The organism is Rhizobium sp. NXC14, from assembly GCF_002117485.1.
Taxonomy (GTDB): Bacteria; Pseudomonadota; Alphaproteobacteria; order Rhizobiales; family Rhizobiaceae; genus Rhizobium.
The window spans coordinates 3,965,694-3,991,819 of the sequence record NZ_CP021030.1; the positions used below are offsets into that span (position 1 = coordinate 3,965,694).

General features: G+C 61.4%; 23 protein-coding genes. 13 read left to right on the forward strand and 10 right to left on the reverse strand.

The genetic code is table 11. The annotated features are described in order from the left end of the window. Nucleotides 1-44 precede the first annotated feature (44 nt). Together NXC14_RS19390 and NXC14_RS19395 are read right to left on the reverse strand one after the other, a co-directional pair. Entirely contained in the window at nt 45-1,049 is a 1,005-nt protein-coding gene (locus NXC14_RS19390; protein ID WP_085779517.1) for an ABC transporter permease, read from the reverse strand. A gap of 77 nt (nt 1,050-1,126) precedes the next feature. After that, the gene (locus NXC14_RS19395; RefSeq protein ID WP_085779518.1) at nt 1,127-2,653 is read right to left on the reverse strand and encodes a sugar ABC transporter ATP-binding protein; all 1,527 of its coding nucleotides are present in this window, start codon (nt 2,651-2,653) and stop codon (nt 1,127-1,129) included. 257 nt (nt 2,654-2,910) lie between these two features. On the opposite strand from NXC14_RS19395, the gene NXC14_RS19400 reads away from it, so the two are divergent. After that, a complete protein-coding gene (locus NXC14_RS19400) occupies nt 2,911-3,942 on the forward strand; it encodes a LacI family DNA-binding transcriptional regulator (protein ID WP_085779519.1) in 1,032 nt (343 codons plus the stop codon). A 61-nt stretch (nt 3,943-4,003) separates the two neighbouring features. On the opposite strand, the gene xylA is transcribed toward NXC14_RS19400, so the two are convergent. From xylA to NXC14_RS19425, 5 genes are all read right to left on the reverse strand, one after another. Then, nucleotides 4,004-5,314 (reverse strand): xylose isomerase, encoded by a 1,311-nt coding sequence (xylA, locus tag NXC14_RS19405; RefSeq protein WP_085779520.1) that lies wholly within the window; start codon nt 5,312-5,314, stop codon nt 4,004-4,006. A 194-nt stretch (nt 5,315-5,508) separates the two neighbouring features. Further along, nucleotides 5,509-6,963 carry a xylulokinase gene (gene xylB / locus NXC14_RS19410; protein WP_085779521.1) on the reverse strand — a complete coding sequence of 485 codons (1,455 nt, stop codon included), beginning with the start codon at nt 6,961-6,963 and terminating at the stop codon, nt 5,509-5,511. A gap of 20 nt (nt 6,964-6,983) precedes the next feature. Then, a complete protein-coding gene (locus NXC14_RS19415) occupies nt 6,984-8,006 on the reverse strand; it encodes a LacI family DNA-binding transcriptional regulator (RefSeq protein WP_085779522.1) in 1,023 nt (340 codons plus the stop codon). A gap of 205 nt (nt 8,007-8,211) precedes the next feature. Further along, nucleotides 8,212-9,813 (reverse strand): DHA2 family efflux MFS transporter permease subunit, encoded by a 1,602-nt coding sequence (locus tag NXC14_RS19420; RefSeq protein ID WP_085779523.1) that lies wholly within the window; start codon nt 9,811-9,813, stop codon nt 8,212-8,214. Nucleotides 9,814-9,839: 26 nt separating this feature from the next. Further along, nucleotides 9,840-11,054 carry an HlyD family secretion protein gene (locus NXC14_RS19425; protein ID WP_085779524.1) on the reverse strand — a complete coding sequence of 405 codons (1,215 nt, stop codon included), beginning with the start codon at nt 11,052-11,054 and terminating at the stop codon, nt 9,840-9,842. A gap of 151 nt (nt 11,055-11,205) precedes the next feature. Here NXC14_RS19425 and NXC14_RS19430 point away from each other — a divergent pair, with 151 nt between their 5' ends. The 5 genes from NXC14_RS19430 (at nt 11,206) to lysS (ending at nt 16,916) form a co-directional block, all read left to right on the forward strand. After that, complete coding sequence (locus NXC14_RS19430; protein WP_085779525.1) at nt 11,206-11,886, forward strand: TetR/AcrR family transcriptional regulator; 681 nt, start codon at nt 11,206-11,208, stop codon at nt 11,884-11,886. 107 nt (nt 11,887-11,993) lie between these two features. Beyond that, complete coding sequence (locus NXC14_RS19435; protein WP_085779526.1) at nt 11,994-12,830, forward strand: AraC family transcriptional regulator; 837 nt, start codon at nt 11,994-11,996, stop codon at nt 12,828-12,830. A 107-nt stretch (nt 12,831-12,937) separates the two neighbouring features. After that, nucleotides 12,938-13,687 (forward strand): TerC family protein, encoded by a 750-nt coding sequence (locus tag NXC14_RS19440; protein WP_085779527.1) that lies wholly within the window; start codon nt 12,938-12,940, stop codon nt 13,685-13,687. A 243-nt stretch (nt 13,688-13,930) separates the two neighbouring features. Beyond that, nucleotides 13,931-15,397: a glutamate--tRNA ligase gene (gltX, locus tag NXC14_RS19445; protein ID WP_085779528.1), complete on the forward strand. Its 1,467-nt coding sequence runs from the start codon at nt 13,931-13,933 to the stop codon at nt 15,395-15,397. 22 nt (nt 15,398-15,419) lie between these two features. Beyond that, nucleotides 15,420-16,916: a lysine--tRNA ligase gene (lysS, locus tag NXC14_RS19450; protein ID WP_085779529.1), complete on the forward strand. Its 1,497-nt coding sequence runs from the start codon at nt 15,420-15,422 to the stop codon at nt 16,914-16,916. Nucleotides 16,917-16,980: 64 nt separating this feature from the next. On the opposite strand, the gene NXC14_RS19455 is transcribed toward lysS, so the two are convergent. Next, nucleotides 16,981-17,739, reverse strand: coding sequence for a hypothetical protein (locus NXC14_RS19455; RefSeq protein ID WP_085779530.1), 759 nt, complete (start codon nt 17,737-17,739; stop codon nt 16,981-16,983). A gap of 179 nt (nt 17,740-17,918) precedes the next feature. On the opposite strand from NXC14_RS19455, the gene NXC14_RS19460 reads away from it, so the two are divergent. The 7 genes from NXC14_RS19460 to NXC14_RS19490 all read left to right on the forward strand — a co-directional run bounded on the left by NXC14_RS19460 (nt 17,919) and on the right by NXC14_RS19490 (nt 24,784). Next, nucleotides 17,919-18,827 (forward strand): LysR family transcriptional regulator, encoded by a 909-nt coding sequence (locus NXC14_RS19460; RefSeq protein ID WP_085779531.1) that lies wholly within the window; start codon nt 17,919-17,921, stop codon nt 18,825-18,827. Nucleotides 18,828-18,945: 118 nt separating this feature from the next. Beyond that, the gene (locus NXC14_RS19465) at nt 18,946-20,106 is read left to right on the forward strand and encodes an ABC transporter substrate-binding protein (RefSeq protein WP_085779532.1); all 1,161 of its coding nucleotides are present in this window, start codon (nt 18,946-18,948) and stop codon (nt 20,104-20,106) included. Between the two features lie 194 nt (nt 20,107-20,300). Further along, nucleotides 20,301-21,287 carry an ABC transporter ATP-binding protein gene (locus tag NXC14_RS19470; RefSeq protein WP_085779533.1) on the forward strand — a complete coding sequence of 329 codons (987 nt, stop codon included), beginning with the start codon at nt 20,301-20,303 and terminating at the stop codon, nt 21,285-21,287. After that, nucleotides 21,284-22,246 (forward strand): ABC transporter permease, encoded by a 963-nt coding sequence (locus NXC14_RS19475; RefSeq protein ID WP_085779534.1) that lies wholly within the window; start codon nt 21,284-21,286, stop codon nt 22,244-22,246. Before NXC14_RS19470 ends, NXC14_RS19475 begins: the two co-directional genes overlap by 4 nt. After that, on the forward strand, nt 22,236-23,048 hold the full coding sequence (locus NXC14_RS19480; RefSeq protein WP_085779535.1) for an ABC transporter permease: 813 nt from the start codon (nt 22,236-22,238) through the stop codon (nt 23,046-23,048). The genes NXC14_RS19475 and NXC14_RS19480 overlap by 11 nt, the downstream gene beginning before the upstream one ends. A gap of 13 nt (nt 23,049-23,061) precedes the next feature. Beyond that, nucleotides 23,062-24,489 (forward strand): gamma-aminobutyraldehyde dehydrogenase, encoded by a 1,428-nt coding sequence (locus tag NXC14_RS19485; RefSeq protein WP_085779536.1) that lies wholly within the window; start codon nt 23,062-23,064, stop codon nt 24,487-24,489. 121 nt (nt 24,490-24,610) lie between these two features. Continuing rightward, a complete protein-coding gene (locus tag NXC14_RS19490) occupies nt 24,611-24,784 on the forward strand; it encodes a DUF1328 domain-containing protein (protein ID WP_004678026.1) in 174 nt (57 codons plus the stop codon). An 83-nt stretch (nt 24,785-24,867) separates the two neighbouring features. Here NXC14_RS19490 and NXC14_RS19495 read toward each other — a convergent pair whose 3' ends face one another. Both NXC14_RS19495 and NXC14_RS19500 read right to left on the reverse strand, forming a co-directional pair. Then, entirely contained in the window at nt 24,868-25,314 is a 447-nt protein-coding gene (locus tag NXC14_RS19495) for a DoxX family protein (RefSeq protein ID WP_198175472.1), read from the reverse strand. Nucleotides 25,315-25,423: 109 nt separating this feature from the next. After that, nucleotides 25,424-26,092 (reverse strand): DUF1345 domain-containing protein, encoded by a 669-nt coding sequence (locus NXC14_RS19500; protein WP_085779538.1) that lies wholly within the window; start codon nt 26,090-26,092, stop codon nt 25,424-25,426. Nucleotides 26,093-26,126 lie beyond the last annotated feature (34 nt).

Here is a 26,126-nt window from a genome sequence, read left to right on the forward strand (position 1 = left end):
CCGGGTGCCCTGTCAAGCCCGACCAATCCGAGAAGTTCTTTGTCTTAGGATTTGCGAACCAGCGACCGCTGCACCAGCATGGCGATGATGATGATTGCACCCTGGATCGCGCCGATGAGATACTCGCTGATGAAGTTCGACAGCAGCATGATGTTGCCGACGAGTTCGAGAATGAAGGCGCCGCAGATCGTCCCCCAGACCCGGCCGGCGCCACCCTTGAGCGCCGTGCCGCCGACGACGACGGCGGTGATGGCCTGCAACTCCCACAGGATGCCGGTCGTTGCCGAGGTGGATCCGAGACGCGGCACATAGAGCAGCACGGCAATCGCCACACAGAGGCCCTGGATGACGAAGGCAATGGTGCGCACGCGGTTGACCGCTATGCCCGAATAGCGCGCGACGTCGCTGTTCGAACCGACAGCCACGACATGGCGGCCGTAACGGGTGCGATAGAGGATGAAGGCTGCAATCGCGGTGACGACGAGGATCACCACGATCGGCACGGGAATACCGAGAATATTGCCGAAATAGGCCGGGCGGTAGAGCGTCTGGATTTCACTTGAGCGCAAGGTGATCGCGCCGCCCTGCGACAGCCAGGTGGTCAAGCCGCGATAAATGCCCATTGTGCCGAGTGTGGCGATGAAAGGCTCGATCTTGCCGACGGTGGTGATGAGGCCGTTTGCGAGGCCGCAAAGAGCCCCGGCAATCACCGTAAAGACCACGGCGGCCGTCAGCATCAGCACCGAATCGGCAATGACGCCCGAATTGATCAGCAGGATCATCAGGCTGGCAACGAAGGCGACCATCGAGCCGACGGAAAGGTCGAGATCTCCGGCCGAGATCACGAAGGTGGCGCCGACCGCGATGATGGCGATGAAAGCGCAGCGTGTCGCGACGTTGGCAAGATTGGTGATGCCGATGAAATTCGGGTTGACCAGTGCGCCGACAATCAGGAGCAAGGCCAAGGCGGCAAACGGTGCAACCGCGCGCAGATCAACGTCACGCCAGGATCTGCGCCGGATCGCCCTGGTCTCCTCGTTAATGCTCATGTCCAAAACCAACCTCCCGTCCCAGTTCGTCTGGGCATCCTATCTACTGTCCGCGTCGGCGAAGTCTCGCTCCGGCCTCACGCAGCCACCTTCCTTTTGAGCCCGGCGGCGTAACGCATGATCTCCTGCTCGGAAATCTCGTCGCCCTCGAGCACGCCGACAATCCGTCCTTCGCGCATGACGGCCACTCTTGTGCAGAGCCCGATGACTTCGGGCATTTCCGACGAAACGACGATGATTGACCGGCCGTCGCGGGCGAGCGCCGAAATGAAATGATAGATCTGCTGCTTGGTGCCGACATCGATGCCGCGCGTCGGTTCGTCGATGATGATGATGTCGGGATCGGTCTCCATGACCTTGGCGAGCAGCAGCTTCTGCTGGTTTCCGCCCGACATTCGGCCGGCGACGATATTGGTGTCGCGAACCCTGATGTCGAAGCGGCGCTTGGCTTTCGCCAGTGCGGCCGCCTCGCTGCTCGGGCTGAGATAGCCGTGGCGCGAATGTCTTCCGAGCGATTGCAGCGTCAGATTGGTCGCCATGCCGGAGCGCAACAGCAGACCCTTCGACTTGCGGTCCTTGGTCATATAGGCAAGACCGCAGCGATTGGCCGCGTGCACATCGCCGGAGGGGACCGCTTGCCCCTTGATGACCACCTCGCCCTCGAGGCGGGGCCGCAGTCCGGCAATCGCCTCCATCAGTTCGGTACGGCCGGAGCCGATCAGGCCGGAAAAACCGATGATCTCGCCCTTGCGCACTTCGAAGCTCGCATCCCTGACATAACCGGTCGACACCGAAGCGACGCTGAGGACGATCTCCTCGTCGACATCAGGCTCGACCTTGGCCGGATAGAGGCTGGAAAGTTCGCGGCCGACCATCAACTGCGCGATCGATTCCCCGTCCAGGATTGATGTCGGCGACGTCTTGATCCATTGACCGTCGCGAAGCACCGTCACCCGATCGGTCAGCTCCATCACCTCGTCGAGCTTGTGGGACACGAAGACGAAGCTCGTACCCTGGTCGCGGAGCTTGCGGACCTGCTTGAAAAGCATATTGGTCTCTTCCCGCGACAACACGGCGGTCGGCTCATCCATGAAGACGACGCGCGCATCGCGGCTGATCGCCTTGGCGATCTCGACCATTTGCTTGTCGGCGATGGAAAGCGTGCTGATCAAGGCATTCTCATCGACATGCGAACCGAGCACGTCGAGAACCTTGCGGGTCTCGGCGCGCATATATTTGCGGTCGAGCACGCCGAGATGCGTGACCTCGCGACCGAGGAAAAGGCTCTCCGTCACGGTCAGATGGTCGGCGAGGTTGAATTCCTGGTGAATGATGACGATGCCGAGCGCTTCCGCGGCGCCATTGGGCGGCAGCACCACAGGCTTGCCGTCGAGCAGGATCTCGCCCGAACTCGGCTGCTCGAAACCCGACAGCACCTTGACAAGCGTGGATTTGCCGGCGCCGTTTTCGCCCATGAGCGCATGGATTTCACCGGCGCGGAGATCGAAGTTGACGCTGAAGAGGACCTGCACGCCGCTGAAGGATTTGCATATGCGCCTGGCGGACAGCACCACGGGTGCGGTGTCGGCGATTTCCACGGTCATTATGCCCTCCCCTAGAGCGCCGCACCCCGGCAACGCTCCATTTTGAACTAGCGCACATTTTCCGTCTGAAAACCGCCTTAGGCCTCAAACAGGCACGCGCATGCGGCTCCCATCCGCTTCGAGCCTTATGTAAACCTTTACATCAGCGATGTAAAGGTTTACATCGTGGATTAACACAGATCAGTTGACGCTTGCCTTTGACCTCTCGACAAGTCTGTGTAGTGTCGCGGCGAAGACAGCCTTAAGGCAGAGCCCCAGTGTCGAATTCCACGCCCGCAACAATCGAAGATGTCGCCCGGATTGCCGAGGTCTCCATCGCGACGGTCTCGCGGGCGATCCACACGCCGGAAAAAGTCGCCAACTCGACGCGGCTCAAGGTCAATCAGGCGATCGCCATCACCGGTTATACGACCAATGCCATGGCCCGCAGCCTGAGACTCGGCCGCTCCAACATGATCCTCGTGGTGGCGCCCGATATCGGCGATCCCAATTTTTCCAATATTCTCGTCGGACTGGAGAACGAGGCCCGGGCCCACGGCTACGGCGTCCTGATCGGCCACACCCAGAACGATGCCCAGCGCGGTCTGGAATATCTGAAATTCTTCAACTCGAACCAGGCGGCCGGGCTCATCCTCTTCACTGGCATCCTGCCCTTCGGTCATCAGACCATGACGGCGCGGCTGCCGCCGAGCGTCGGGGTTTTCGAACCGGTCTTCAACGGCGGCATTCCCTATGTTGGCGTTGACGATACCGAGGGCGCTCGGAAAGCCGTCGACCTGCTGCTGGCCGAAGGGCATCGCAAGATCGCCTTCATCGGCGATTCCCGCACCCGGCTCGCCTATACTAGGCGCCGTATGGGTTATGATGCCGGTCTCGACGCTGCTGGCGTCCCGCCCGACTTGAGGATCGTGCTCGAAGGCGACGGCACGATCGAAAGCGGACGGCATGCGGTCGAGCAGCTTTTCATGCGCGACACGCTTCCCACAGCCTTCATGTGCGTGAACGACCAGACGGCGATCGGCGTCATGATCGGGCTCGGCGCGCGAGGCTATGATATTCCGCGGGATTTCTCGGTGACCGGCTTCGATGACGTGCCGCAGGCCGTCTTCATATCCCCGTCGCTGACGACGATCCGCCAGCCGAGGACGGCGATCGGCAAGCAGGCGATGGCGCTGCTGCTGGAGCTTTTGTCCGATGGCCGGCCGGCCGAGACGGAAATCCTGCTGAGGCCGGATCTGGTGGTGAGAAACTCCGTCTCCGCGCCCTCACGCAACTGGTTGAAGCGCTGAACGGAGATAGAATAGCCGACCACAAAAAGCGCCGGCGACCGATGGCCGCCGGCGTCCATCATCAAACGTAACGGTTGACGATATTCTCGAGCAGTTCCTGCTTGCCGGATCTCGGCTGCGGATTGACATCCTTGGTCTCGACCCAGTTGGTGATCTCCTCGAGCGAATACTCGCCGCGGAAGAGCTTCTGCGCCTCGGCCGATTCCCAGCCGGCGTAACGATCGGCGAGCGGCTGCGACAGAGCCTTGTCCTCGATCATCTTGGCAGCCGCCTTCAGGCCACGGGCGCAGCAATCCATCCCGCCGATATGACCGATCAAGAGGTCTGCCGGGTCGAGCGACTGGCGGCGCAGCTTCGCATCGAAGTTGGTGCCGCCGGTCTTGAAGCCGCCGCCTGCCAGAACGTGATAATAGGCAAGCGCCATTTCCGGAACGTTGTTCGGGAACTGGTCCGTATCCCAGCCGGACTGGTAGTCGTTGCGGTTCATGTCGATCGAGCCAAAGATGCCGAGCGCATTGGCGAGCGCCAGCTCATGCTCGAAGGAGTGGCCGGCGAGGATCGCATGGCCCTGCTCGATATTGAGCTTCACCTCGTTTTCGAGACCGTGCTTCTTGAGGAAGCCGTAGACGGTCGCGACGTCGTAATCATACTGATGCTTGGTAGGCTCCTGCGGCTTCGGCTCGATCAGGATCGTGCCCTTGAAGCCGATCTTGTGCTTATATTCGACGACGAGGTTGAGGAAACGGCCGAGCTGGTCGAGCTCGCGCTTGAGATCGGTGTTGAGCAGCGTCTCGTAGCCTTCGCGGCCGCCCCAGAGCACGTAGTTCTCGCCGCCGAGCTTCTGCGTAGCGTCGATGCAGGTCTTGACCGTCGCGGCTGCAAAAGCGAAGACGTCTGGATCGGGGTTAGTCGCCGCACCCGACATGTAGCGGCGGTTGGAGAACAGATTCGCCGTGCCCCAGAGCAGCTTGGTGCCGGTGGCCGCCTGCTTCTCGGCGAAATAATCGACGATCTCGTTGAGGTTCCTGGTGTTCTCGGCAAAATTCTTGCCTTCCGGGCGCACGTCAGCGTCATGGAAGCAGTAATAGGGCGCACCGAGCAGCGAGAAGAATTCGAAAGCGACGTCGGCCTTCAGCTTGGCCGCCTTCATCGAGTCTTCGAACCACGGGCGCAGGAAGGTCTGGCCGCCGAAGGGGTCGCCGCCCGGCCAGGTGAAGGTGTGCCAGTAAGCTACCGCAAAACGCAGATGGTCTTCCATGCGCTTGCCGAGGACGATCTCGTCCGGTTGGTAATAGCGGAAGGCCAGCGGATTGGTGCTATCCGGGCCCTCATATCTGATCTTCTGGATATCGCCGAAAAATCCGGTGCTCATGTTGGGGTCTCCTTGGGTTCGTCGTTTAGTCTTATCGTTCGTGCCATACAGCCCCTCATCCGCCTGCCGGCACCTTCTCCCCAATGGGAGAAGAGACTTGCCGCAACGTTGCAACTCTTTCAAAGCCGTCGCTGCGGGCGTCGCCATCTCCCCTCGGGGAGAGGGTAGGGTGAGGGGGCCGCTGGCTCAAACTCTCAATGCGCCAGCGACTTGATCGCCGGATAGAGCGCCCGGTAACGCTTGTAAGCATCCTCATAAGCGCCCTTCAGCGCCGCGACCGGTTCAATCGTGCTTGCCGTCATTGGCGGCGTGCAGACGGCGATCGGATCCGCACCCGTCGCCGCGATCAGACCGAGACGAGCGGCGCCGAAGGCCGCGCCGAAATCGCCGTCAGCCGGCAGGTCGACAGGAACGCCGAGCGCAGTGGCGATCGACCCCAGCCAATAGCGGGAGCGCGAGCCGCCGCCGATTGCCGTAACGCGGGAAATGTTGGTGCCGGCAGAGCGCAAAGCTTCGAGATTGTCGCGGATGGCGAAGGCCACCCCTTCTAAAACGGCCTGGGTGAGCACGACGCGGCTGCTTTCATGCTCCAGCCCGAAGAAGGCGCCGCGGATCACGGCGTCATTGTGCGGCGTACGCTCGCCGGAGAGATAGGGCAGGAAGGTGACGCCGGAAGGCGCCTTCACCGTCTCGCCAAGTTCGCCTGTGAGTTCGGCAGCGGATTTGCCGGTCACACCGGAGTGCCAGTTGAGGGCATCCGTGGCCGACAGGATGACTCCCATCTGGTGCCAGGTGTTGGGCAGCGCGTGGCAGAAGGCATGCACGGCGCTTTCCGGCTTCGGCAGATAGGAGCCGTTGGCCGCAAAAAGCACGCCCGAGGTGCCGAGCGAGACGAAGGCCGCGCCGTCGCTGACCGTACCCATGCCGCAGGCCGATGCCGCATTGTCGCCTGCGCCGCCGGCGACGACGACGGTGCCCGATATGCCCCATCGCGCCGCGAGTTCGGACCTTAGTCTGCCGGCCTGATCGGTGCCTTCGACGAGCGCTGGCATCTGCTCCTTGGAAAGGTTGGTGGCAGCAAGCAGTTCGGACGACCAGCCGCGCTTTCCTGTATTGAGCCAGGAGGTGCCCGCCGAATCCGACATTTCGGAGATATATTCGCCGGTCAGCCAAAGGCGTAAATAATCCTTCGGCAGCAGCACCTTGGCAATCTTGGCGAAGACCTCGGACTCATGCTTCTGAACCCATGCGAGTTTCGGCGCAGTGAAGCCGGGGAAGACGATGTTGCCGGTCAGCGCTCGGAAGCGCGGATCGGCATCGAGTGCCGCCGCTTCGACATGGCTGCGCGTGTCGTTCCAGAGGATGCAGGGGCGTAGCACCTTGTCGGAAGCATCGAGCAGGGTCGCGCCGTGCATCTGCCCGGAAAGACCGATGCCCTTGACTGCGGCAAACTCCTTTGGATGTTTCGCCTTGAGCCCGGCGACGGCCTCCTCGGTCGCGCGCACCCAGTGAGCCGGTTCCTGTTCCGACCAGCCGGAATGCGGGCGCGAGACATCGAGCGCGCCGTTGGCCGAACCGACGATCTTCTGGTCGCCGTCAATCAGCATCGCCTTGACGCCGGAGGTTCCGAGATCGAGACCGAGATACATGTGGCATTCTCCCTTTGCCGTTACGGCAGATTGTCCTTCAGGAATATGTCGAGCCGGATGCGTTCCTGCGCTTCGATGACGGCGAGCCCGTCCGCCTTGGCCTTCAACACCCGGATGGCGCTGCGCACCTCGTGACCGGCATTCTGATTGAGTATCGCATCGATCGTGTTGTCGATAAGCGCCGCCCGCGTGTGGGCGGTCAGCTCGTGGGCGATGACCGTCAGCGTCCGGTCGACGGCCTTCTCCTTCAGTGCCCGGATGAGGCCGCGATTGCCGGCGCCGAGGCTATAGACGCCGATAATATCGGCATTCCCAAGTGCCTCCGCGACGAGCATATGGGCGATCTCCGGATCGTCACGGCCCTCCAGAACCGGAAGGATCGCAAGATCGGGAAACTCCTCTCCCATGACCGAAGTGAACCCTTCCAGCCGCTCGCGATGGTCGCGCACCAGCATGGAGCCGGCGAGCACGGCGATCTTGCCCTTTCGCGGCCCTAGGAACCGGCCGAGCAGACGGGCCGCCGTGCGGCCAGCCGCAATATTGTCGACACCGGCGTAGTGATGGCGCAGCGATCCGGTAAGATCGGACACCAGCGTGACGATGGGAAAGCCCGCCTGCACCAGCCTGTCGACGACGGCACGCACTTCAGGCGCATCGGTCGCAACCATCGCGATGCCGCAAGGCTTTTCGAGGGAAAGCCCTTCGAGCACGGCGACGAGAGCGGCCGGATCGAAGGCAGGTACCTCGATGGTACGAATATCGGTGCGTTCAGCAGGCGAGCGGAGGATCGCCTGCCGGATTTCGGCATTGAGCCCGTGCATGAAGGAATTGTCGCTGGCCGGCAGGATGAAGACCAGCGGATAAGTGCGACCCTTGGCGAGATTGGCGGCGGCGACGTCCCTGATATAACCGAGTTCGCGGATTGCGGTCTCGACCTTCTCCCGCGTGACATGGCGCACACCAGGACGCTGATTGAGGACCCGGTCGACAGTCGCGAGACTGACGCCCGCCGCAGCGGCGATATCGTGAACAGTTGGCCTCATCGTTCCTCCTGACGAGACCATTAGCGCCAAATTTGATGTACGTAAATCAAAAAAACCGGCGGGGCGATTTCCGCATCACTTTTCCGGTCTTGCCTGACGCTGGCATCAATTCGATGAGCGATCGCCCACCTGATGACACAGAGGCTGGAAAACCGCAACAAAAAGGCCCTCCGGAGAGGGCCTTTTCGAGGGACGGGGCCGGAGGTCAGTGGCCGCCGCCACCTCCTCCGCCGCCTTGCGGCGCGGGTTTCTTGATCATGGCGACACCGAGGATCATCGCAACGAACAGCGCTGTCAGGATCAGGAACACATCGCTGAAGGAAAGGATGACCGCCTGCTTAGTGGCGAGGCCAACCATCTGCTTGATCGCGACCGAAGTGCCGTCCATGCCGTAACTGGTAAAGTTGGCGGCCATGTTGTTCATCTGGTCGATCGCCGCCGAATTGCCCCAGTCCATATTCTCCCGCAATCGCTCGTAGTGCACATCCTGCCGGTTGGTGAGCACGGTGTTGATGACAGCGAGGCCGACGGCGCCGCCAAGATTTCTGGTCAGGTTGAACAGGCCGGACGCACCGCGGATACGCGAGGGCGGCATCGTGCCGAGCGCGATGTTGTTGATCGGCACCATGCACATCATCAGCCCGAAACCGCGCAGGATCTGCGGGATGAAGAGCTCGTAGAAATCCCAATCCGCCGTCAGGTGGATCATGATGTATGTGCCGGCGGCGAAGCTGATGAAACCGATCACCATCATCAGGCGCAGGTCCATCTTGGTCGACAGCCGCCCGGCGATCGGTGCCGTGAAAAACATCGCAAGCCCGGAGACGAACATCGTCTCGCCGATCATCAGCGAGTCATAGCCGCGGATACGCCCGAGATAAACGGGATAGATATAGGTAAGGCCGTAGAGGCCGATGCCCATGACGAAGGAAAACACCGAGCCGAAGGAGAAATTCCGGTTCGCAAAGGCCTTCAGGTCGACGACGGGGAACTCCACCGTGAAGGCGCGATAGAAGAAAACAATGGCCGCGGCACCGGAGGCGACGGCAGCCAGCGCGATGGAATTGTCGTTGAACCAATCGTTCGAGTTGCCCTCTTCGAGCACATATTCCAGCGCGCCGAGGAAGACGCCCATCGAGATCAGCCCCCACCAGTCGAACTTCTTGAAGAGCGACAGTTCCGGCTTGTCGAAGTCGATGAAGTTCCAGGTAACCAGCGTGACGATGATGCCCGGAACGATATTGACGAGGAACAGCCAATGCCAGGAGAAGGCGTGGCTGAGATAGCCGCCGACGGTCGGGCCGATGGTCGGCGCCAGCGTCGCGATCAGGCCGATGATCGGCGAGACGATGCTGCGCTTCGACGGCGGGAAGATGGTGAAGGCGGCCGCGAAGACCGACGGGATCATGCCGCCGCCGATGAAGCCCTGGATGGCGCGGTAGACGATCATCTGGTCGATATTCGTCGCCGTCGCGGCAAGCGCGCTCGCCGTGGTGAAGCCGGCGGCCGAGATGGCGAAGAGATATCGCGTCGAGATGATGCGCGCCAGCGTGCCCGACAGCGGGATCATGATAACTTCCGCGATCAGATAGGCCGTCTGCACCCAGCCGATCTCGTCGGAACCGGCCGACAAGCCGGCCTGAATTTCGGCAAGCGACGCAGAGACGATCTGGATGTCGAGGATCGACATGAACATGCCGAGCACCATCGCGAAAAAGGCGATGAGCTTCCTCGGATCCATGCGATCTCCGGCTTGGGCGGGTGCTGTCGGAATTGTTCCCGCTGTTGCTGTCGCGCTCCCGGCCATCGGATCATCTCCGCCTTGTTAGAGGCTTACTTGTTCGGCGCCGTGCGAGTATCAACGTCGACGACGACGCTGAGGCCCGCGCGCAGACGGCCGCTGTCGAGCGCATCCTGCGGCAGCGCGATGCGCACCGGCACGCGCTGAATCACCTTGGTGAAGTTGCCCGTGGCATTTTCCGGCGGCAGCAGCGAAAAGACCGAACCGGAGGCCGGCGAGATCGATTCGACGGTGCCGACGATCGGATGGTCGTCATAGGCATCGACATGGACGCTGACCTTCGAGCCTGGAACGAGATGCTGGATCTGCGTTTCCTTGAAATTGGCGTCGATATAAAGCTGGCGCACGGGAACGAGCGCCATCAGGCGCTGGCCGGGCGAGACCAGATCGCCTTCCTGGACGGAACGATTGCCGACGATTCCGTCATAGGGCGCTTTGAGCACGGTGAAGGAGAGGTCGCGGGCGGCCTTGTCACGCTGGATTTCAAGCGTGCGGACGGAACCTTCCGCTTCCCTGCGCTGGGCTTCGAGGATGGCAATATTGGCCTGCGCCGCCACGATATTGGCGTCGCCGCCGGCAAGATTGGCCTTGGCCTGATCGAGTGCGGTATTGGCATCATCGAGATCCGCGGTGGTGCCGACCGACTTTGCCTGCAGGTCGCTCTGGCGCTTCTGCTTGATTTCCGCGCCACGAACCGTGGCTTCGAGGGCAGTCTTCTGGGCCTGGGCCTGCACAAGGCTTGCCTTGGCGCCTTCCATCTGCGCATCAATACGGCTTAGCGAAAGCTGCTCGGTCGCAATCTGGGCATTCGCCTGATCGAGGGCATTCTGGTAGTCGCCGTTATCAAGGGTAGCGAGAACGTCGCCTGCCTTGACTTCCTGGTTGGCGACAACATTCACCTTCGCGACATAGCCGGTAACCTTCGGCGAGATGGTCGCGATATCGCCTTCGATATAGGCATCGTCGGTCGACACCATGAACCGGCCGTTCATCCACCATTCGTATCCGTACCAGCCGCCGCCCGCAAGCAGGGCAAGCACGACGATCGGTAGCACCGGGCTGCGGCGCTTCTTCGCCGTAGCAGGAGCAGCAACCAGCCCCTGAGCCGGGGCTGACTGTGCGGGAGCAGCCGGCTTTTCCAGGGCTTCCGCCGTCGGCGCCTCGGCAATGACCGCGACCTTTGCCTCTTCGGCTTCGGCGTTTTCGCTGACGATACGCGCGACGTTGCTCTTCTGGTTGCTCGACATGGCCACTCTACCGATCTTGGAGTAATAATCGAACTGAACGGTTCGGTTCAGTTGACATAAACCTGTTTTATCGTCATATCAAGATGTATAGAACCAATCGGTTCGATTTCTTTTAAGGAAAATGCGAAATCGTGAACACGGTTAAGGAGACATGACGCTAAAACCCGACCACGTCGCCGTATTCAGTCCTCCCGCCGCCGGGGGCCGATTTGCCGCGGGCGAAGACCCGGCCAAGCGCCAGCAAATTCTTGCCGGCGCCAAGCGAGTCTTCATGAAAATGGGCTTCGACGCAGCCAGCATGAACGACGTAACGCGCGAAGCTGGCGTGTCCAAGGGAACGCTCTACGTCTATTTCACCAACAAGGAAGAGCTGTTTTCGGCGATGATCGAGACCGAGCGCGCCGCCTTCGTGGCGGCCGTGCGCACGGCCCTTGCCGAGCATGATGACCCCGAATCCGGCCTGTACGAATTCGGGATAAGCTTCGTCACCCACATGACCGATGAGAAGGTCATCAGCGCGATGCGGACCGTTCTCGGCGTTCGCGACCGCATGCCGGTACTCTGTCAACGCTTTTTCAAGGGCCCGGTAAACCTGCGCACGATCATGCGCGATTTTTTGGAACAGCATGTCGCCGAAGGCCGGCTCGAGATCGATGACATCGATCTTGCCGCCGGCCAGTTTCTCGATCTTGCCAGCGGCAGCTTCTTCAAGCTCCGCCTGTTCGGCAGCATGGAAGAACCGCCGACTCGTGAGGAAATCGACCGCGTCATCCGCGGTGCGATCAAGGTCTTCATGGCAGCCTACGGCGCGCGCCGGCACGAGACTTGTTAATCCCGTATCCTTGACTGCCGCTCCCCTTCGGCCAAAACTTCGCAAGGACGATCAAACCCGGCTGCCGGCTTTTCTCTAATGAAGGAGCCGCAACCAGGGGAATGAGGATGAACGCCATCGCACGGGCGATCTGGTTCATAGAGAGCCATTTCGAAAGCGATATATCGCTGGAAGAGATATCGGACGCAGCCGGATTGTCGCGCTACCATCTGTCGCGCGTCTTCGGGCTCGTCACCGGCCACTCGATCAGCAGCTACATGAGAGGACGGCGCCTCAGCCGCGCCGTGCCCGCATTGGTCACCGGCTCATCCACCATTCTCGAAGTTGCGCTTTGCGCGGGCTACGGCTCGCACGAAGCTTTCACCCGTGCCTTCCGCGAGCAGTTCGGCATGACGCCGGATGCTGTGCGCAGACAGGGACACGCCCGTAACCTTGTTTTATTGGAGCCGATCCGAATGGATACCGACCACCTCAACGACCTCGAACCACCCCGTTTCGAGACTCTTCAACCAACGCTCTTTGCCGGCCTGCAGGAGACCTACCCTTATGGCGACAATGCCGCCATCCCGTCGCTTTGGCAAAAGTTCAATACCCATTTCGGGCATATTCCAGGCCAGAAAGGCAATGTCGCCTATGGCATCTGCAGACATATCGGCGAGGAGGAGAAATTCCGCTACATGGCCGCAGCCGAGATTTCCGACGCCGGCGACTTGCCCGCAGAGTTTACGACGCTCAAGCTTCCGGGACAGCGCTACGCCGTCTTCACCCATCGCGGCCACGTCTCCGGCATTTCCCTGACCATGAACCGGATTTTCGGCACATGGTGGCCAAGCTCAGGCCTGGAACATGGCGAGACACCTGACATGTTCGAACGTTACGACGAGCGCTTCGATCCCTATACCGGCATGGGCGTCACCGAAATCTGGCTGCCTGTAAGGGAATAAAGATCATATCAGTTTCGTATACCCGCTTGTGGCGCTTGTCCGGACGGCAGGCGCCATTACATTGCGCGCGTCGTTCCATCATGTGACGCGAAAGAGGATATACGCTGATGCAGGATATCATGACGCTCATTCAGGACCCGGCCGCCTGGGTGGCGCTCATCACACTGGTGGTGATGGAAGTCGTTCTCGGGATCGACAACCTGATCTTCATTTCCATTCTGACCAACAAACTGCCTCCTGAGCACCGCGAGAGAGCTCGCCGGATCGGCATCGGCCTTGCCCTCATCATGCGTCTGGCCTTGCTCGGCACCGTTGCCTGGATCGTGCAACTGACCGAACCGCTGTTTGAAGCCTTCGGCCACGGCTTCTCATGGAAGGACCTGATCCTGATCGCCGGCGGCCTGTTCCTCGTCTGGAAAGCCACCAAGGAAATTCACCACAGCGTCGACCCCGTAGACCATCAGGAAGATTTCATCGCCACGTCGGCAACGACAGGCTTTGCATCGGCGATCGGTCAGATCCTGCTGCTCGACCTGGTCTTCTCCGTCGACAGCATCATCACCGCCGTCGGCATGACGCCGCATCTGCCGATTATGGTGATCGCCGTCATCGCCGCTGTGACCGTCATGCTGGTTGCCGCGACCCCGCTCGCCAACTTCATCGAAAGAAATCCGACGATCGTCATGCTGGCGCTCGCCTTCTTGCTGATGATCGGCACGACGCTGATCGCCGAAGGCATGGGCTTCCACGTGCCGAAGGGCTACGTCTACGCCGCCATGGCCTTCTCGGCGCTGGTCGAGGTGCTGAACATGTTCGCACGCAACGCCCGCAAGCGGAAACGCGAAGGCGCGCACTGAGGCAGATACGGGAGCGTGCGCCGCAACCGGCGCACCTTCTCAGCGTCCGCAAGCCGTTGCGGACGCGGTTTTTCTTGACGCGCCCGGTTGAATATGGCCTAAGGCCAGCCGAACGGACGATCGGCGAATGGTGCGGGCGAATGCCCTTTTTCGGCCGGTTTGCCGATGAAGATATCTGCATCCTTCCGGCCGAACGTCGCTTTCCCGTGAAAGCAGTCCGGCATTCATTGACGGGCACATACAATGACAAATTCCGGGACAGCTTCCGGCGTCCGCGTCCGCATCGCTCCCTCGCCGACCGGCGAGCCGCATGTCGGCACCGCTTATATCGCTCTCTTCAACTACCTCTTTGCAAAGAAGCACGGTGGCGAGTTCATCCTGCGCATCGAAGATACCGATGCGACGCGCTCGACCCCGGAATTCGAGACCAAGGTGCTGGACGCGCTGAAATGGTGCGGGCTGGAATGGAAGGAAGGCCCCGATATCGGCGGCCCCTACGGCCCTTATCGCCAGTCCGACCGCAAGCCGATGTACCAGCCCTATGCACAGGAACTGCTGGACAATGGCCATGCCTTCCGCTGTTTCTGCACGCCTGCGCGGCTGGAGCAGATGCGCGAGGCGCAGCGCGCAGACGGCAAGCCGCCGAAATACGACGGTCTCTGCCTGAACCTCACAGCCGAAGAAGTCACCTCGCGCATGGCGGCCGGCGAAAGCACCGTCATCCGCATGAAGATCCCGGCCGAAGGCTCGTGCGACTTTACCGACGGCGTCTACGGCGACGTCTCCATTCCGTGGGATTCCGTCGACATGCAGGTCCTCATCAAGGCCGACGGCATGCCGACCTATCACATGGCCAATGTTATCGACGATCATCTGATGAAGATCACCCATGTGGCGCGCGGCGAGGAATGGCTGGCGTCGGTGCCGAAGCACATCCTGCTCTATCGCTATTTCGGCTGGGAGCAGCCGGTCTTCATGCATCTGTCGTTGATGCGCAACGCCGACAAGTCGAAGCTGTCGAAGCGCAAGAACCCAACCTCGATCTCCTACTATTCCGCGCTCGGTTATATCCCCGAGGCGCTGATGAACTTCCTCGGCTTGTTCTTCATCCAGATCGCCGAAGGCGAAGAGCTTCTGACGATGGAAGAACTGTCCGAAAAGTTCGATCCGGACAATCTCTCCAAAGCAGGCGCGATCTTCGACATTCAGAAGCTCGACTGGCTGAACGGCCGCTGGATCCGCGAGAAGCTCTCCGAGGAGGAATTCCAGGCGCGTGTACTGACCTGGGCGATGGAGAACGATCGCCTGAAGGCCGGCCTGCGCCTGTCGCAGACGCGCATTTCCAAGCTCGGCGAACTGCCCGATCTAGCAGGCTTCCTGCTGAAATCCGATCTTAGCCTGCAGCCGTCCGATTTCGCCAAGATCAAATCGCCGCCGGAAGAGATCCTAGAGATCCTCAACACCGTCCAGCCCGATCTCGAAAAGATCCTGGAATGGAATGTCGAGACGATCGAGGCGGAGCTACGCGCCGTCGCCGACCGCATGGGCAAAAAGCTGAAGGTCGTGGTGGCACCGCTCTTCGTCGCCGTCTCCGGCTCGTCGCGTTCGCTGCCGCTCTTCGATTCCATGGCGCTGCTCGGCCGCTCCGTCGTGCGCCAGCGCCTGAAGCTCGCAGCACAGGCGGTCGCCGCCCTCGTCGGCTCGAAATAAGAAAAGTCAGAGGATTTCGACAGTGGCTGACAACAAGACCGAAAACACCCTTTCCTCCGACGCGACCGAGGTGCGCGCCCAGAAGCTCAAGCTGCTGCGCGAGCAGATCGGCGATGTCTATCCGGCGCATTTTCACCGGACGCTGACCAATGCCGAGCTTGGCGCCAAGTATGAATCTCTGGAACCCGACGTCGAGACGCAGGATGTCGTCACCGTCGCCGGCCGCGTCTATTCCTCGCGCAATTCCGGCATGTTCATGGATATCCATGACGCCTCCGGCAAGATCCAGATCTTCAGCCACAAGGACACGACGCCGGAAGAGGCCCGCGCCCTGCTGCCGATGATCGATATCGGCGACATCATCGGTGTCACCGGCATCGTGCGCCGCACCAAGCGCGGCGAGCTGACGATCAACGCCCAGAAAGTCGAAATGCTGACGAAGTCGCTGCTGCCCATGCCCGAGAAGTGGCACGGTCTCTCCGATATCGAGCTGCGTTACCGCAAGCGCCATCTCGACATCATGACCAATGAGGATTCGAAGCTGCGCTTCCAGCAGCGCTCGAAGATCGTCTCCGGGATCCGCCGTTTCATGGAGAATGACGGCTTCATGGAAGTCGAGACGCCGATGCTGCATTCCGTCTATGGCGGCGCCACCGCCGAGCCGTTCAAGACGCATCACAACACGCTGAAGCTCGACATGTATCTGCGCATCGCGCCGGAACTGTTCCTGAAGCGTACGCTGGTCTCTGGCCTCACCGACAAGGTCTTCGAGATCAACCGGAACTTCCGCAACGAAGGCGTCTCCACCCGCCACAATCCCGAATTCACCATGATGGAGTGCTACTGGGCCTATGCCGATTACGAGGACATGATGGACCTCGTCGAGCGGCTGTTCGAGACGCTGGCGCTCTCCATTCACGGCACGACGGAATTCGACTTCGTCGACAAGCGCCTCTCCTTCAAGGGCCCGTTCAAGCGTGTGCCGATGCCGGATGCCGTCAAGGAAGCAACCGGCATCGATTTCCTCGCCATCAAGACCGACGAGGAAGCCCGCGCCGCCGCCAAGGCTGCCGGCTTTGCGGTCGAGAAGGACTGGACCTGGGGCGAATGCCTCGCCTTCATCTTCGAGGAAAAGGTGGAAGCGACGCTGATCCAGCCGGCCCACGTCACGCATTTCCCGAAGGACATCTCGCCCTTCGCCAAGGAAGTGCCGGGCGAGCCGCGGCTTGTCGAACGCTTCGAGACCTATTGCAACGCCTGGGAACTCGGCAATGCCTTCTCGGAGCTCAACGATCCCGAGGAGCAGCGCCGCCGCATGGTCGAGCAGCTCGAGCAGGCGCATGCCCGCGGCGAAAAGGAAAAGCAGCTGGACGACGAATTCCTGGACGCGATCGACCAGGGCATGCCGCCGGCTGGTGGCCTCGGCATCGGCGTCGACCGTCTGATCATGCTTTTGACCAACGCGCCGTCGATCCGCGACGTCATCCTCTTCCCGGCCCGCCGCAGCAAGGCCGACTGACAGGAAAGATGCAGGTTGATCAAAGCGGACTGCCGGCCGGCGCTCCGCTTTTTCATATGCCTGTTCAGTGGGTCTTGGCGGCTTCCGCCGACGGCTCTTCGGCCGGCGCTTCGGCCACTACATCGGCGCCGTCGCCCTCGGCAGCTGGCGCCGGTTCGCTTTCGGCAGCCGGTGCCGCGCCATGTCCCCCGCCCTCGGCCTTCTTGTCCTTCTCCTCAATCTTCTTGCCCGTCGCCTCGCCCTTGGTCGATGCGACGGCGACCGGATCGACGCAATCCTCCGGATCCTTGAAGCCAGCGCTGATCATGGCGATCTCATCGGACGGCAGTTCGATACGCTCGCCGAAGAACAATCCGTTTTCGCTGGCCTTGCCGTCGTAGTAGCGCGCCGTATAGCGCTTGTCGTCGAGGCCGGGAACGGTCTTGTCGGGATGCGGGATGAAGACGACATCGGCGCCGATCGCCCGGCCGCGAATATCGGCGCGCAGCGTTGGGCCGTTCTCATCAAGCACCACCACCTGTACCAGATCCGGTTTCTGCGCGGCATAGACGGCCTGGGCGACACGGAGCGCGGTCCTTACCCGCGTCATCCCGTCGGTCGGTTCGGTCTTGATGTATTTCCGCACCCAGACATGATCCTGCTTTCTGATCGTCACAAGGTTGACGTCGCTGCATTCGAGCGCGCCGCCACTGGAGACGCCGATCAGCCTGTCCTTGCCGACATACAGCGCCGCGCCGCCGGAAACGCCCGCCAGAAGCGCGACTCCGCCGATGATGATTGCCAATTTCCGGGAAGGCCGGAATATGCGCAGTAAGGCCTTCACGCCAACTGCTCCGCCATCTCAAACTCCAACGCAGGACAGGTGCTGAGAATGCTAGGGAAATGACGTTTCGGAAAGTTTAAGTGGGCGCGCCGTGCTCGCTCCATTTCAGGAAAATCCCAAAAAAGGTCCGAATTTTTCGGCTGCTTGCCACGGCACATTCCGCCATGCTCTAAACACCCATGGCCTTCACGCTTCGCCAGATCCAATATTTCGTGGCCGTCGCCGAACAGGGTTCGGTGACACGAGCCGCGCAGAACCTTTCGATCTCGCAATCCTCGGTGACGGAAGCGCTGAAGGAGCTCGAAACCGATCTCGGCGTCGAACTCTTCGAGCGCCATCCGCGCGGCCTGACGATTACCCACAACGGACATCAGTTCCTCCGTCACGCGACCAAGATTCTCGCCTCCGTCTCCGATGCGCGGACCAGCTTCTCCGGCCAGCGGAGTACCCTCTCCGGCACGTTGAATATCGGCGTCACCTCGCTTGTCGCCGGCTACGTTCTCTCCGATCTGCTGGCGCGATACCGGCGCGCCTGCCCGGGCATCGAAGTCAGCGCCATCGAGGACAATGGCGGCTATCTCGAACATCTGCTGGTCGGCGGCGAACTCGACGTGGCGGTGATGGTGATATCCAATCTGCGCGACCGCATGGCGCTCCAGGCGGAAATCCTCGAAACCTCGCCCTATCGCCTCTGGCTGCCGATGGGCCATCCGCTGGTGTCGGCCGATATCATCTCTGTCGCCGATATCGCCCGCGAACCGCTGATCATGCTGACGGTCGACGAGATCGAGGAGAATACCGGTAAGCTGCTCTCCGCACTCGGCGCCCGCCCGCATGTCGCCTTCCGCACCCGCTCGGTGGAAGCGGTGCGCAGCCTGGTCGCCACAGGCGCCGGCGTGGCGCTGCTTCCCGATCTTGTCTACCGACCCTGGTCGCTCGAAGGCGACCGCATCGAGAGCCGCGACGTCTCCGGCTCGCTGCCGGTCGTCCAGGTGGGGATGGTCTGGCGCAAGGGCTCCAGCCTGCCGCAGGCGGCGCGCGATTTCGTCGGCATCGCCGAAACCATGCGGTCCGGCCGGCTCCGCTGATATCGGAATTTCCGATATCGCCTTTCTGATAAATGAATTTGCGAAACCGGGCTTTTGGCGTCACCTTTTCAACCGGGAACAAATCGCCACAGAAGTGGCACCAAACCGGGAGACGCAGATGACGAATCTCTTGAAATCCTGCACGGCAGCGCTCGCCTGCCTGAGCTTCGCGACACAGGTGGTCGCCGCCGAACCGCTGAAGGCCTTGGGTAAGGGCGAAGGCGCGGTCAGCATCGTCGCCTGGGCCGGCTACATCGAACGCGGCGAAACCGACAAGAATTACGACTGGGTCACCGGCTTCGAAAAGGAAACCGGCTGCAAGGTCTCAGTCAAGACTGCCGCCACATCCGATGAGATGGTGTCGCTGATGAACGAAGGTGGCTTCGATCTCGTCACCGCATCCGGCGACGCGTCGCTTCGCCTCATCGCCGGCAAGCGTGTCCAGCCGATCAATACCGATCTGATCCCGAGCTTCAAGAATGTCGACAAGCGCCTGCAGGACGGCCCATGGTACACGGTCGGCGGCGTGCATTACGGCGTGCCCTATCTCTGGGGGCCGAACGTCCTGATGTACAATACCGACGCCTTCAAGGACAAGGCGCCGACCAGCTGGGGTGTCGTCTTCGAGGAGCAGACCCTGCCGGACGGCAAGTCAAACAAGGGCCGCGTCCAGGCCTATGACGGCGCGATCTATATCGCCGATGCGGCCATGTATCTGATGGCCCATAAGCCCGATCTCGGCATCAAGGACCCGTACGAACTGACCGAGGACCAGTACAAGGCCGCCCTCGACCTGTTGCGCGGCCAGCGCAAGCTCGTCTCACGCTACTGGCACGACGCGATGATCCAGATCGACGACTTCAAGAACGAAGGCGTCGTCGCCTCCGGCTCCTGGCCCTTCCAGGTCAACCTGCTCCAGGCCGACAAGCAGAAGATCGCCTCCACCTTTCCGGATGAAGGCGTCACCGGCTGGGCCGACACGACCATGCTGCACGCCGACAGCGAACATCCGAACTGCGCCTATATGTGGATGGAACATTCGCTGCAGGCCAAGGTCCAGGGCGACGCCGCCGCCTGGTTCGGCGCCGTGCCCTCCGTTCCCGCTGCCTGCAAGGGCAACGAGCTGATGGGAGAAACCGGCTGCGCCACCAACGGCTTCGATCACTTCGACAAGATCAAGTTCTGGAAAACACCGGTCTCCAAATGCGCAACACAGAGCGAATGCGTGCCCTATCACCGCTGGGTGTCGGATTACATCGGCGTGATTGGCGGGCGGTAATAGCCAAGTCGGCTTGTGGTTGAAGACCCCTCCCCACAAGGGGAGGGGCTACAAGTGGCACCGCCTCGCTCCTCTTGAACACGGCGTTCTTTGCGAGGGTGCGGCAGATTAAGCCCTCCCCTTGTGGGGAGGGTTTGGGGCGGGGTCTTTTAAGCCGCGACCGACGCCTTCTATTGAAAGACCCGGAGCCTTCCATGACGTCAGCCGTCCGCTTACAACAGGTATCGCGCCATTTCGGCCAGGTTCGCGCCGTCGACGGCGTCGATCTCGAAATAGCGCCGGGCGAGTTCTTCGCCATGCTCGGCCCGTCGGGTTCCGGCAAGACGACATGCCTTAGATTGATCGCCGGCTTCGAACAGCCGACAGCAGGCCACATTCAGATCTTCGGCGAGACGGCCGACGGCGTTCCGCCCTATCGGCGCAACGTCAACACCGTATTCCAGGATTACGCGCTCTTCCCGCATCTCAACATCCTCGACAACGTCGCCTACGGGCTGATGGTCAAGGGCGTCGGCAAGGCGGAGCGGATGAAGGCGGCGGGAGAAGCCCTCGAGCTCGTCAAACTGCCGGGTTATGGCGGCCGCCGCCCCGGCCAGCTCTCCGGCGGCCAGCGGCAGCGCGTGGCGCTCGCCCGCGCCCTCGTCAACAAGCCGAAGGTGCTGCTGCTCGATGAGCCGCTCGGTGCGCTGGACCTGAAGCTGCGGGAGCAGATGCAGGAGGAATTGAAGAGCCTGCAGCGCGCGCTCGGCATCACCTTTGTCTTCGTCACCCATGATCAGGGCGAGGCGCTGTCCATGGCCGATCGCGTCGCGGTCTTCAACAATGGCAATATCGTCCAGCACGGCACGCCACAGGATATCTACCGCTGCCCGAAGACCCGTTTCGTCGCCGATTTCGTCGGCTCGTCCAATGTGATCGCGCCTGATCTGATGGCCGCGATCGGCGGCGAGAAACGCTGGGCGAGCCTGCGCCCCGAGGCGATACGGCTGGCAAGTGACGGCATCGAGGCGAAGGTCGAGCATGCGAGCTTCCTCGGCGCCGCCACCCGTCTCAGCGTCGACCTGCAGGGCAGCCGGCTGCATGTCACGCTGGCGGCAGGCATGCCTGTGCCGGATATCGGCGCCGGCATCCGGCTTGCCTGGCAGCCCGCCGATATCCACTACATGGACGATGCGGCATGACGGCACTCATCATCTCCGACGGCAAGACATCGATCCTTCCGGGACGCAGTGGCGTCTTCGGCCGGCTGTCGGATGCCTTCTGGCGGCACCCGAAGCTTTTGCTGTTCCTGATGCTGACACCGCCCCTGCTCTGGCTCGGCATCATCTATATCGGCTCGCTCATCGCCCTGCTTCTGCAGAGTTTCTTCTCGATCGACGATTTTTCCGGACTGGTGAACTACGAATTCACGCTGTCGACCTACGCCCAGCTTCTGAGCCCGACGAATTTCGACATTATTATCCGCACCGTCGTAATGGCGGCGCTGGTCACCGTCGCTTCCGCACTCATCGCCTTCCCGATCGCCTACTACGCCGCCCGTTATGCGCGGGGCAAATGGAAGGTGCTGTTTTATCTCGGCGTCATGCTGCCGCTCTGGTCGAGTTATCTCGTCAAGATCTACGCCTGGAAGCTGATCCTCGCTAAAGAAGGCATCCTGACGTGGATCTTCGAACAGCTCCATCTCTCCTGGCTTCTCGACGGCGTCCTGAACCTGCCCGTCGTCGGCGGCAATTCGCTTTCGGTCAGCTACCTCGGCACCTTCATCGTCTTCGTCTATATCTGGCTGCCCTACATGATCCTGCCGACTCAGGCGGCCCTCGAGCGTGTGCCCGGCAACCTGATCGAGGCCTCGGCGGATCTCGGCGCCACCCCGCGCCAGACATTCCGCACCGTGCTGCTGCCCCTGGCACTCCCCGGCATCGTCGCCGGTTCGATTTTCACCTTTTCGCTGACCCTCGGCGATTACATCATCCCGCAGATCATCGGCTCTTCCAGGCTGTTCATCGGCCAGGCCGTCTATGCGCAGCAGGGGACGGCTGGCAACGTGCCGCTGGCGGCTGCCTTCTCGGTCGTGCCGATCGTCATCATGGCGCTTTATCTGTCGCTCGCCAAAAGACTGGGGGCCTTCGATGCGCTCTGATCTCAAGACATCGCCGCTGCCCTTGAAGATCGCCGCCGCCGGCGGGCTGCTTTTCCTGCACCTGCCGATCCTGCTGATCTTCGTCTATGCCTTCACGACGGAGGAGAAGAGCTATCAGTGGCCGCCACCCGGCCTGACGCTGCAATGGTTCCCCGTTGCCTGGAACCGGCCCGACGTCTGGTCGGCGCTCGGCCTTTCCGTGCAGGTCGCCGTCATCGCCACCGCGATCGCGCTCGTCCTCGGCACGCTCTGCGCGGCTGCCGTCAGCCAGACGAAATTTTTCGGCCGCGAGGCGATCTCGCTGCTGGTCATCCTGCCGATCGCGCTTCCCGGCATCATCACTGGCATTGCGCTGCGCTCCGCCTTCAGTCTCTTCGACATCCCGTTCTCGGTCTGGACCATCGTGCTCGGCCACGCCACTTTCTGCGTGGTGGTCGTCTACAACAACGCCGTCGCCCGCTTCCGCCGCACCTCCGGCTCGCTGATCGAAGCCTCGATGGATCTCGGCGCCGATGGCTTCCAGACCTTCCGCCATGTCATCCTGCCGAATATCGGCACCGCCCTGCTTGCCGGCGGCATGCTCGCTTTTGCCCTGTCCTTCGATGAGGTCATCGTCACCACCTTCACCGGCGGCCAGCAATCGACGCTGCCGATCTGGATGCTCGAAGAACTCATCCGCCCGCGCCAGCGCCCCGTCACCAATGTGGTCGCCATGGTCGTGGTGCTCGTCACCTTCCTGCCGATCCTGGCAGCCTATTACCTCACCCGCGACGGCGACCAGATCGCCGGTTCCGGCAAATAACAGGGAGAACATCATGGATACGCAAATGCTGATCGGTTCCCGCTTCGAAAAAGGCACGGAGACGGAAGAGCACATCCTGAACCCGAGGACCGGAGAGACGGTGATCGACCTTCCCGAGGCCTCGCTTCCCCAGGTCGATGCCGCCGTCGATGCCGCCGAAAAAGCCTTCAAGAGCTGGTCGCAGACGACGCCTTCCGAACGCTCGAGTTACCTGCTGAAGATCGCCGACGCTATCGAGAAGGACGCCGCCAGTTTCGCCGCGCTGGAAGCGCTGAACTGCGGCAAGCCGATCAATTCAGTGCTGAACGATGAAATCCCGGCAATCGTCGATTGTTACCGCTTCTTCGCGGGGGCAGTGCGCAACCTGCACGGACCGGCCGCCGGCGAATACTTGCCCGGCCACACCTCGATGATCCGCCGTGATCCGATCGGCATCGTCGGCTCGATCGCGCCGTGGAACTATCCGTTGATGATGATGGCCTGGAAGCTGGCGCCGGCAATCGCGGGCGGCAACACCGTCGTCTTCAAACCCTCGGAACAGACGCCGCTGACAGCGCTGAAGATGGCGAAGCTGCTTTCCGACATCCTTCCCGAAGGCGTGGTCAACGTCATCCTCGGCCGCGGCGAAAGCGTCGGCAATGCGCTGATCAACCACGCCAAAGTCAACATGATCTCGATCACGGGCGATGTCGCCACCGGCAAGAAGGTGCTGCAGGCCGCCGCCAAGACCGTCAAGCGCACTCATCTGGAACTTGGCGGCAAGGCCCCGGTCATCGTCTTCGACGACGCCGATATCGATGCCGTCGTGTCAGGCATCCGCACCTTCGGTTATTACAATGCCGGTCAGGACTGCACCGCGGCCTGCCGCATCTATGCCGACGCCAAGGTCTACGACAATTTCGTTGCCGATCTCTCTTCTGCCGTCTCAAGCATCCGCTTCAACCAAGCCGACGATACCGAAAACGAGATCGGTCCGCTGATCTCCAGGCGCCAGCGTGACCGCGTCGAAAGCTTCGTCGCCCGCGCTTCCGAGCACAAGCACATGGAAATCACCACCGGCGGCAAGGTCTCCGGCGACAGAGGCTTCTTCTTCACGCCGACCGTCATTGCGGGCGCCTTGCAGGACGACGAGATCGTCCGCCGCGAGGTCTTCGGCCCGGTCGTCTCCGTCACCCGCTTCTCCGACGCTGATGATGCCATCGCTTGGGCGAACGACAGCGATTACGGCCTCGCCTCCTCGGTCTGGACCAGGGATATCGGCCGCGGCATGAAGACCGCCGGCCGCCTGCAATATGGCTGCACCTGGATCAACACGCATTTCATGCTGGTCAACGAGATGCCGCATGGCGGCCTCAAGCAGTCGGGTTACGGCAAGGACATGTCCGTCTATGCGCTGGAGGATTATACCGCCGTTCGCCATGTGATGATCAATCACGGCTGACCGGCGAAAACGTCAAGGATATGGAAGCCACGCCGACAGCAGGAACATCGTCCAATTTCGCGCGACGTGGAACAATTTCCCGGTTGCCGCGTCTTTTCAGACAAACGCAAAGGATGATGTCATGCTGAAATGGGCTCTGATATTCTTCGTTATTTCGATCATCGCCGGCTTCTTTGGCTTCTCCGGCGTCTCCGCCGCCACCGCGACCATCGCCCGCGTGCTCTTCGGTATTGCGCTGGTGATCTTCCTGATCTTCCTGGTTCTGGCGCTGATGGCCGGCCAGGCGGTCTTGTAAGCGGGCGCCGCCCAATCCGGAGCAATTCCGCGGCTCGGAAGAGCCGCGGCATGTTCATGGCGCGCAAAAGCCTGCAGCATTGGCTACAGCATCGCCCTCAGCCAGGGATGAAGGCTGTTAGCTCGTCTTTTCAACAGATTGTCGACCGATATCGAACCCGCTCCGGAAGCGGCGAGGACGAACATGCCGCCGGCAATCGCCAGGTCCTTCTCGAAATGCAAGAATTCGTTTTGGCTGGTAAAGTTCGTATGAAAGAGAAAGGCGGTCGCCAGGCAGAAGAGCGCCAGCGCCGTGGCACCCAGCCGACCGAGGAAACCCGCCGCAACGGAAATGCCGGCGCCGATTTGAAGAGCGATGGTGGCCAAAGCTATCGGCGGCGACAGCCCTAAGTTCACGAAGGTGTCGATGGTCGACGCGAGATCTGCCGCAAGAGACGAGCCTTCGTGCAGAAAAATCAGCGCCAGCAGAAGCCTGCCCAGAAGCAGAACGAGGTCGGCTGATCGGAACCGGCTTGCGACGCTCTTCATCATACCCTCCGCTTTGCAGAGCAGGTGGACCGGTCGTGTGGCCCCAGCGTTAACTCCGTCCCGTCTCCCGGGTGTTATGGGCTGGATCCTCCCGGTCGCCGGCTACGGCGCATTATAACAGGCTTGCACCGACATTGATCGCCAGCGCCAGGATCGTCGTGTTGAACAGGAACGACAGCACGGCATGCAGCAGTGTTAGCTTGCGCATGCTGGTCGAACTGACCGCGACATCCGCGGTCTGCGCGGCAACGCCGACGGTGAAGGAGAAATAGAGGAAGTCCCAATAGCCGGGCTCTTCGATGCCGTCGGGGAATATGAGGCCGCTCTCTTCGTCCGCCCCGCCATAGAAATAATGGGCATAGTGGATGGTGAAAAGCGTATGCAGAAAAATCCACGAGATCAGAATCGTCAGCACCGCGGCACCCGCCCGCGTCAGCGCAACGTCAGGTGGCGCCTCCTTGATCGAATGAAGCTCGGTGCCAATGCCGACGATGCTCGCAAGCGCAGCACCGATTGAAAGGGCCAGCAAAACGGTATCCGAAAAATCGAGATCGGCGGCGCGTTTCCGGATCGATTCGACCGTCGCCCGCAGCATCTTGCGCCAGCTGAGCGCGACAAAAACAATGGCGCTAATATTCCAGCCGAACAGGATATTGCCGGCACTGACCTCCCGCGAGGTCAGAGCCAAGAAGACCACCAGTCCGGCAACAGCGGCAATGATGAAGCTTGCGTGCTTGCGGGCAAGTGCCAAAGGCGACCTTGCCGCTTCCTCGTCCGCCATATCGGTCTCCGACAGCATATGTCATTGATAAGCG

What these genes read in the sequence shown, in the direction of transcription:
- NXC14_RS19390 (WP_085779517.1), bottom strand. Translation starts at nt 1,049, where the DNA reads ATGAGCATTAACGAGGAGACCAGGGCGATCCGGCGCAGATCCTGGCGT.
- NXC14_RS19395 (WP_085779518.1), bottom strand. Translation starts at nt 2,653, where the DNA reads ATGACCGTGGAAATCGCCGACACCGCACCCGTGGTGCTGTCCGCCAGG.
- xylA (WP_085779520.1), bottom strand. Translation starts at nt 5,314, where the DNA reads ATGAGCACCGGATTTTTCGGCGATATCCAGAAGATCAGATATGAGGGC.
- xylB (WP_085779521.1), bottom strand. Translation starts at nt 6,963, where the DNA reads ATGTATCTCGGTCTCGATCTCGGAACCTCCGGCGTCAAGGCGATGCTG.
- NXC14_RS19415 (WP_085779522.1), bottom strand. Translation starts at nt 8,006, where the DNA reads ATGAGGCCAACTGTTCACGATATCGCCGCTGCGGCGGGCGTCAGTCTC.
- NXC14_RS19420 (WP_085779523.1), bottom strand. Translation starts at nt 9,813, where the DNA reads ATGGCCGGGAGCGCGACAGCAACAGCGGGAACAATTCCGACAGCACCC.
- NXC14_RS19425 (WP_085779524.1), bottom strand. Translation starts at nt 11,054, where the DNA reads ATGTCGAGCAACCAGAAGAGCAACGTCGCGCGTATCGTCAGCGAAAAC.
- NXC14_RS19430 (WP_085779525.1), top strand. Translation starts at nt 11,206, where the DNA reads ATGACGCTAAAACCCGACCACGTCGCCGTATTCAGTCCTCCCGCCGCC.
- NXC14_RS19435 (WP_085779526.1), top strand. Translation starts at nt 11,994, where the DNA reads ATGAACGCCATCGCACGGGCGATCTGGTTCATAGAGAGCCATTTCGAA.
- NXC14_RS19440 (WP_085779527.1), top strand. Translation starts at nt 12,938, where the DNA reads ATGCAGGATATCATGACGCTCATTCAGGACCCGGCCGCCTGGGTGGCG.
- gltX (WP_085779528.1), top strand. Translation starts at nt 13,931, where the DNA reads ATGACAAATTCCGGGACAGCTTCCGGCGTCCGCGTCCGCATCGCTCCC.
- NXC14_RS19460 (WP_085779531.1), top strand. Translation starts at nt 17,919, where the DNA reads ATGGCCTTCACGCTTCGCCAGATCCAATATTTCGTGGCCGTCGCCGAA.
- NXC14_RS19465 (WP_085779532.1), top strand. Translation starts at nt 18,946, where the DNA reads ATGACGAATCTCTTGAAATCCTGCACGGCAGCGCTCGCCTGCCTGAGC.
- NXC14_RS19470 (WP_085779533.1), top strand. Translation starts at nt 20,301, where the DNA reads ATGACGTCAGCCGTCCGCTTACAACAGGTATCGCGCCATTTCGGCCAG.
- NXC14_RS19475 (WP_085779534.1), top strand. Translation starts at nt 21,284, where the DNA reads ATGACGGCACTCATCATCTCCGACGGCAAGACATCGATCCTTCCGGGA.
- NXC14_RS19480 (WP_085779535.1), top strand. Translation starts at nt 22,236, where the DNA reads ATGCGCTCTGATCTCAAGACATCGCCGCTGCCCTTGAAGATCGCCGCC.
- NXC14_RS19485 (WP_085779536.1), top strand. Translation starts at nt 23,062, where the DNA reads ATGGATACGCAAATGCTGATCGGTTCCCGCTTCGAAAAAGGCACGGAG.
- NXC14_RS19490 (WP_004678026.1), top strand. Translation starts at nt 24,611, where the DNA reads ATGCTGAAATGGGCTCTGATATTCTTCGTTATTTCGATCATCGCCGGC.
- NXC14_RS19495 (WP_198175472.1), bottom strand. Translation starts at nt 25,314, where the DNA reads ATGATGAAGAGCGTCGCAAGCCGGTTCCGATCAGCCGACCTCGTTCTG.
- NXC14_RS19500 (WP_085779538.1), bottom strand. Translation starts at nt 26,092, where the DNA reads ATGGCGGACGAGGAAGCGGCAAGGTCGCCTTTGGCACTTGCCCGCAAG.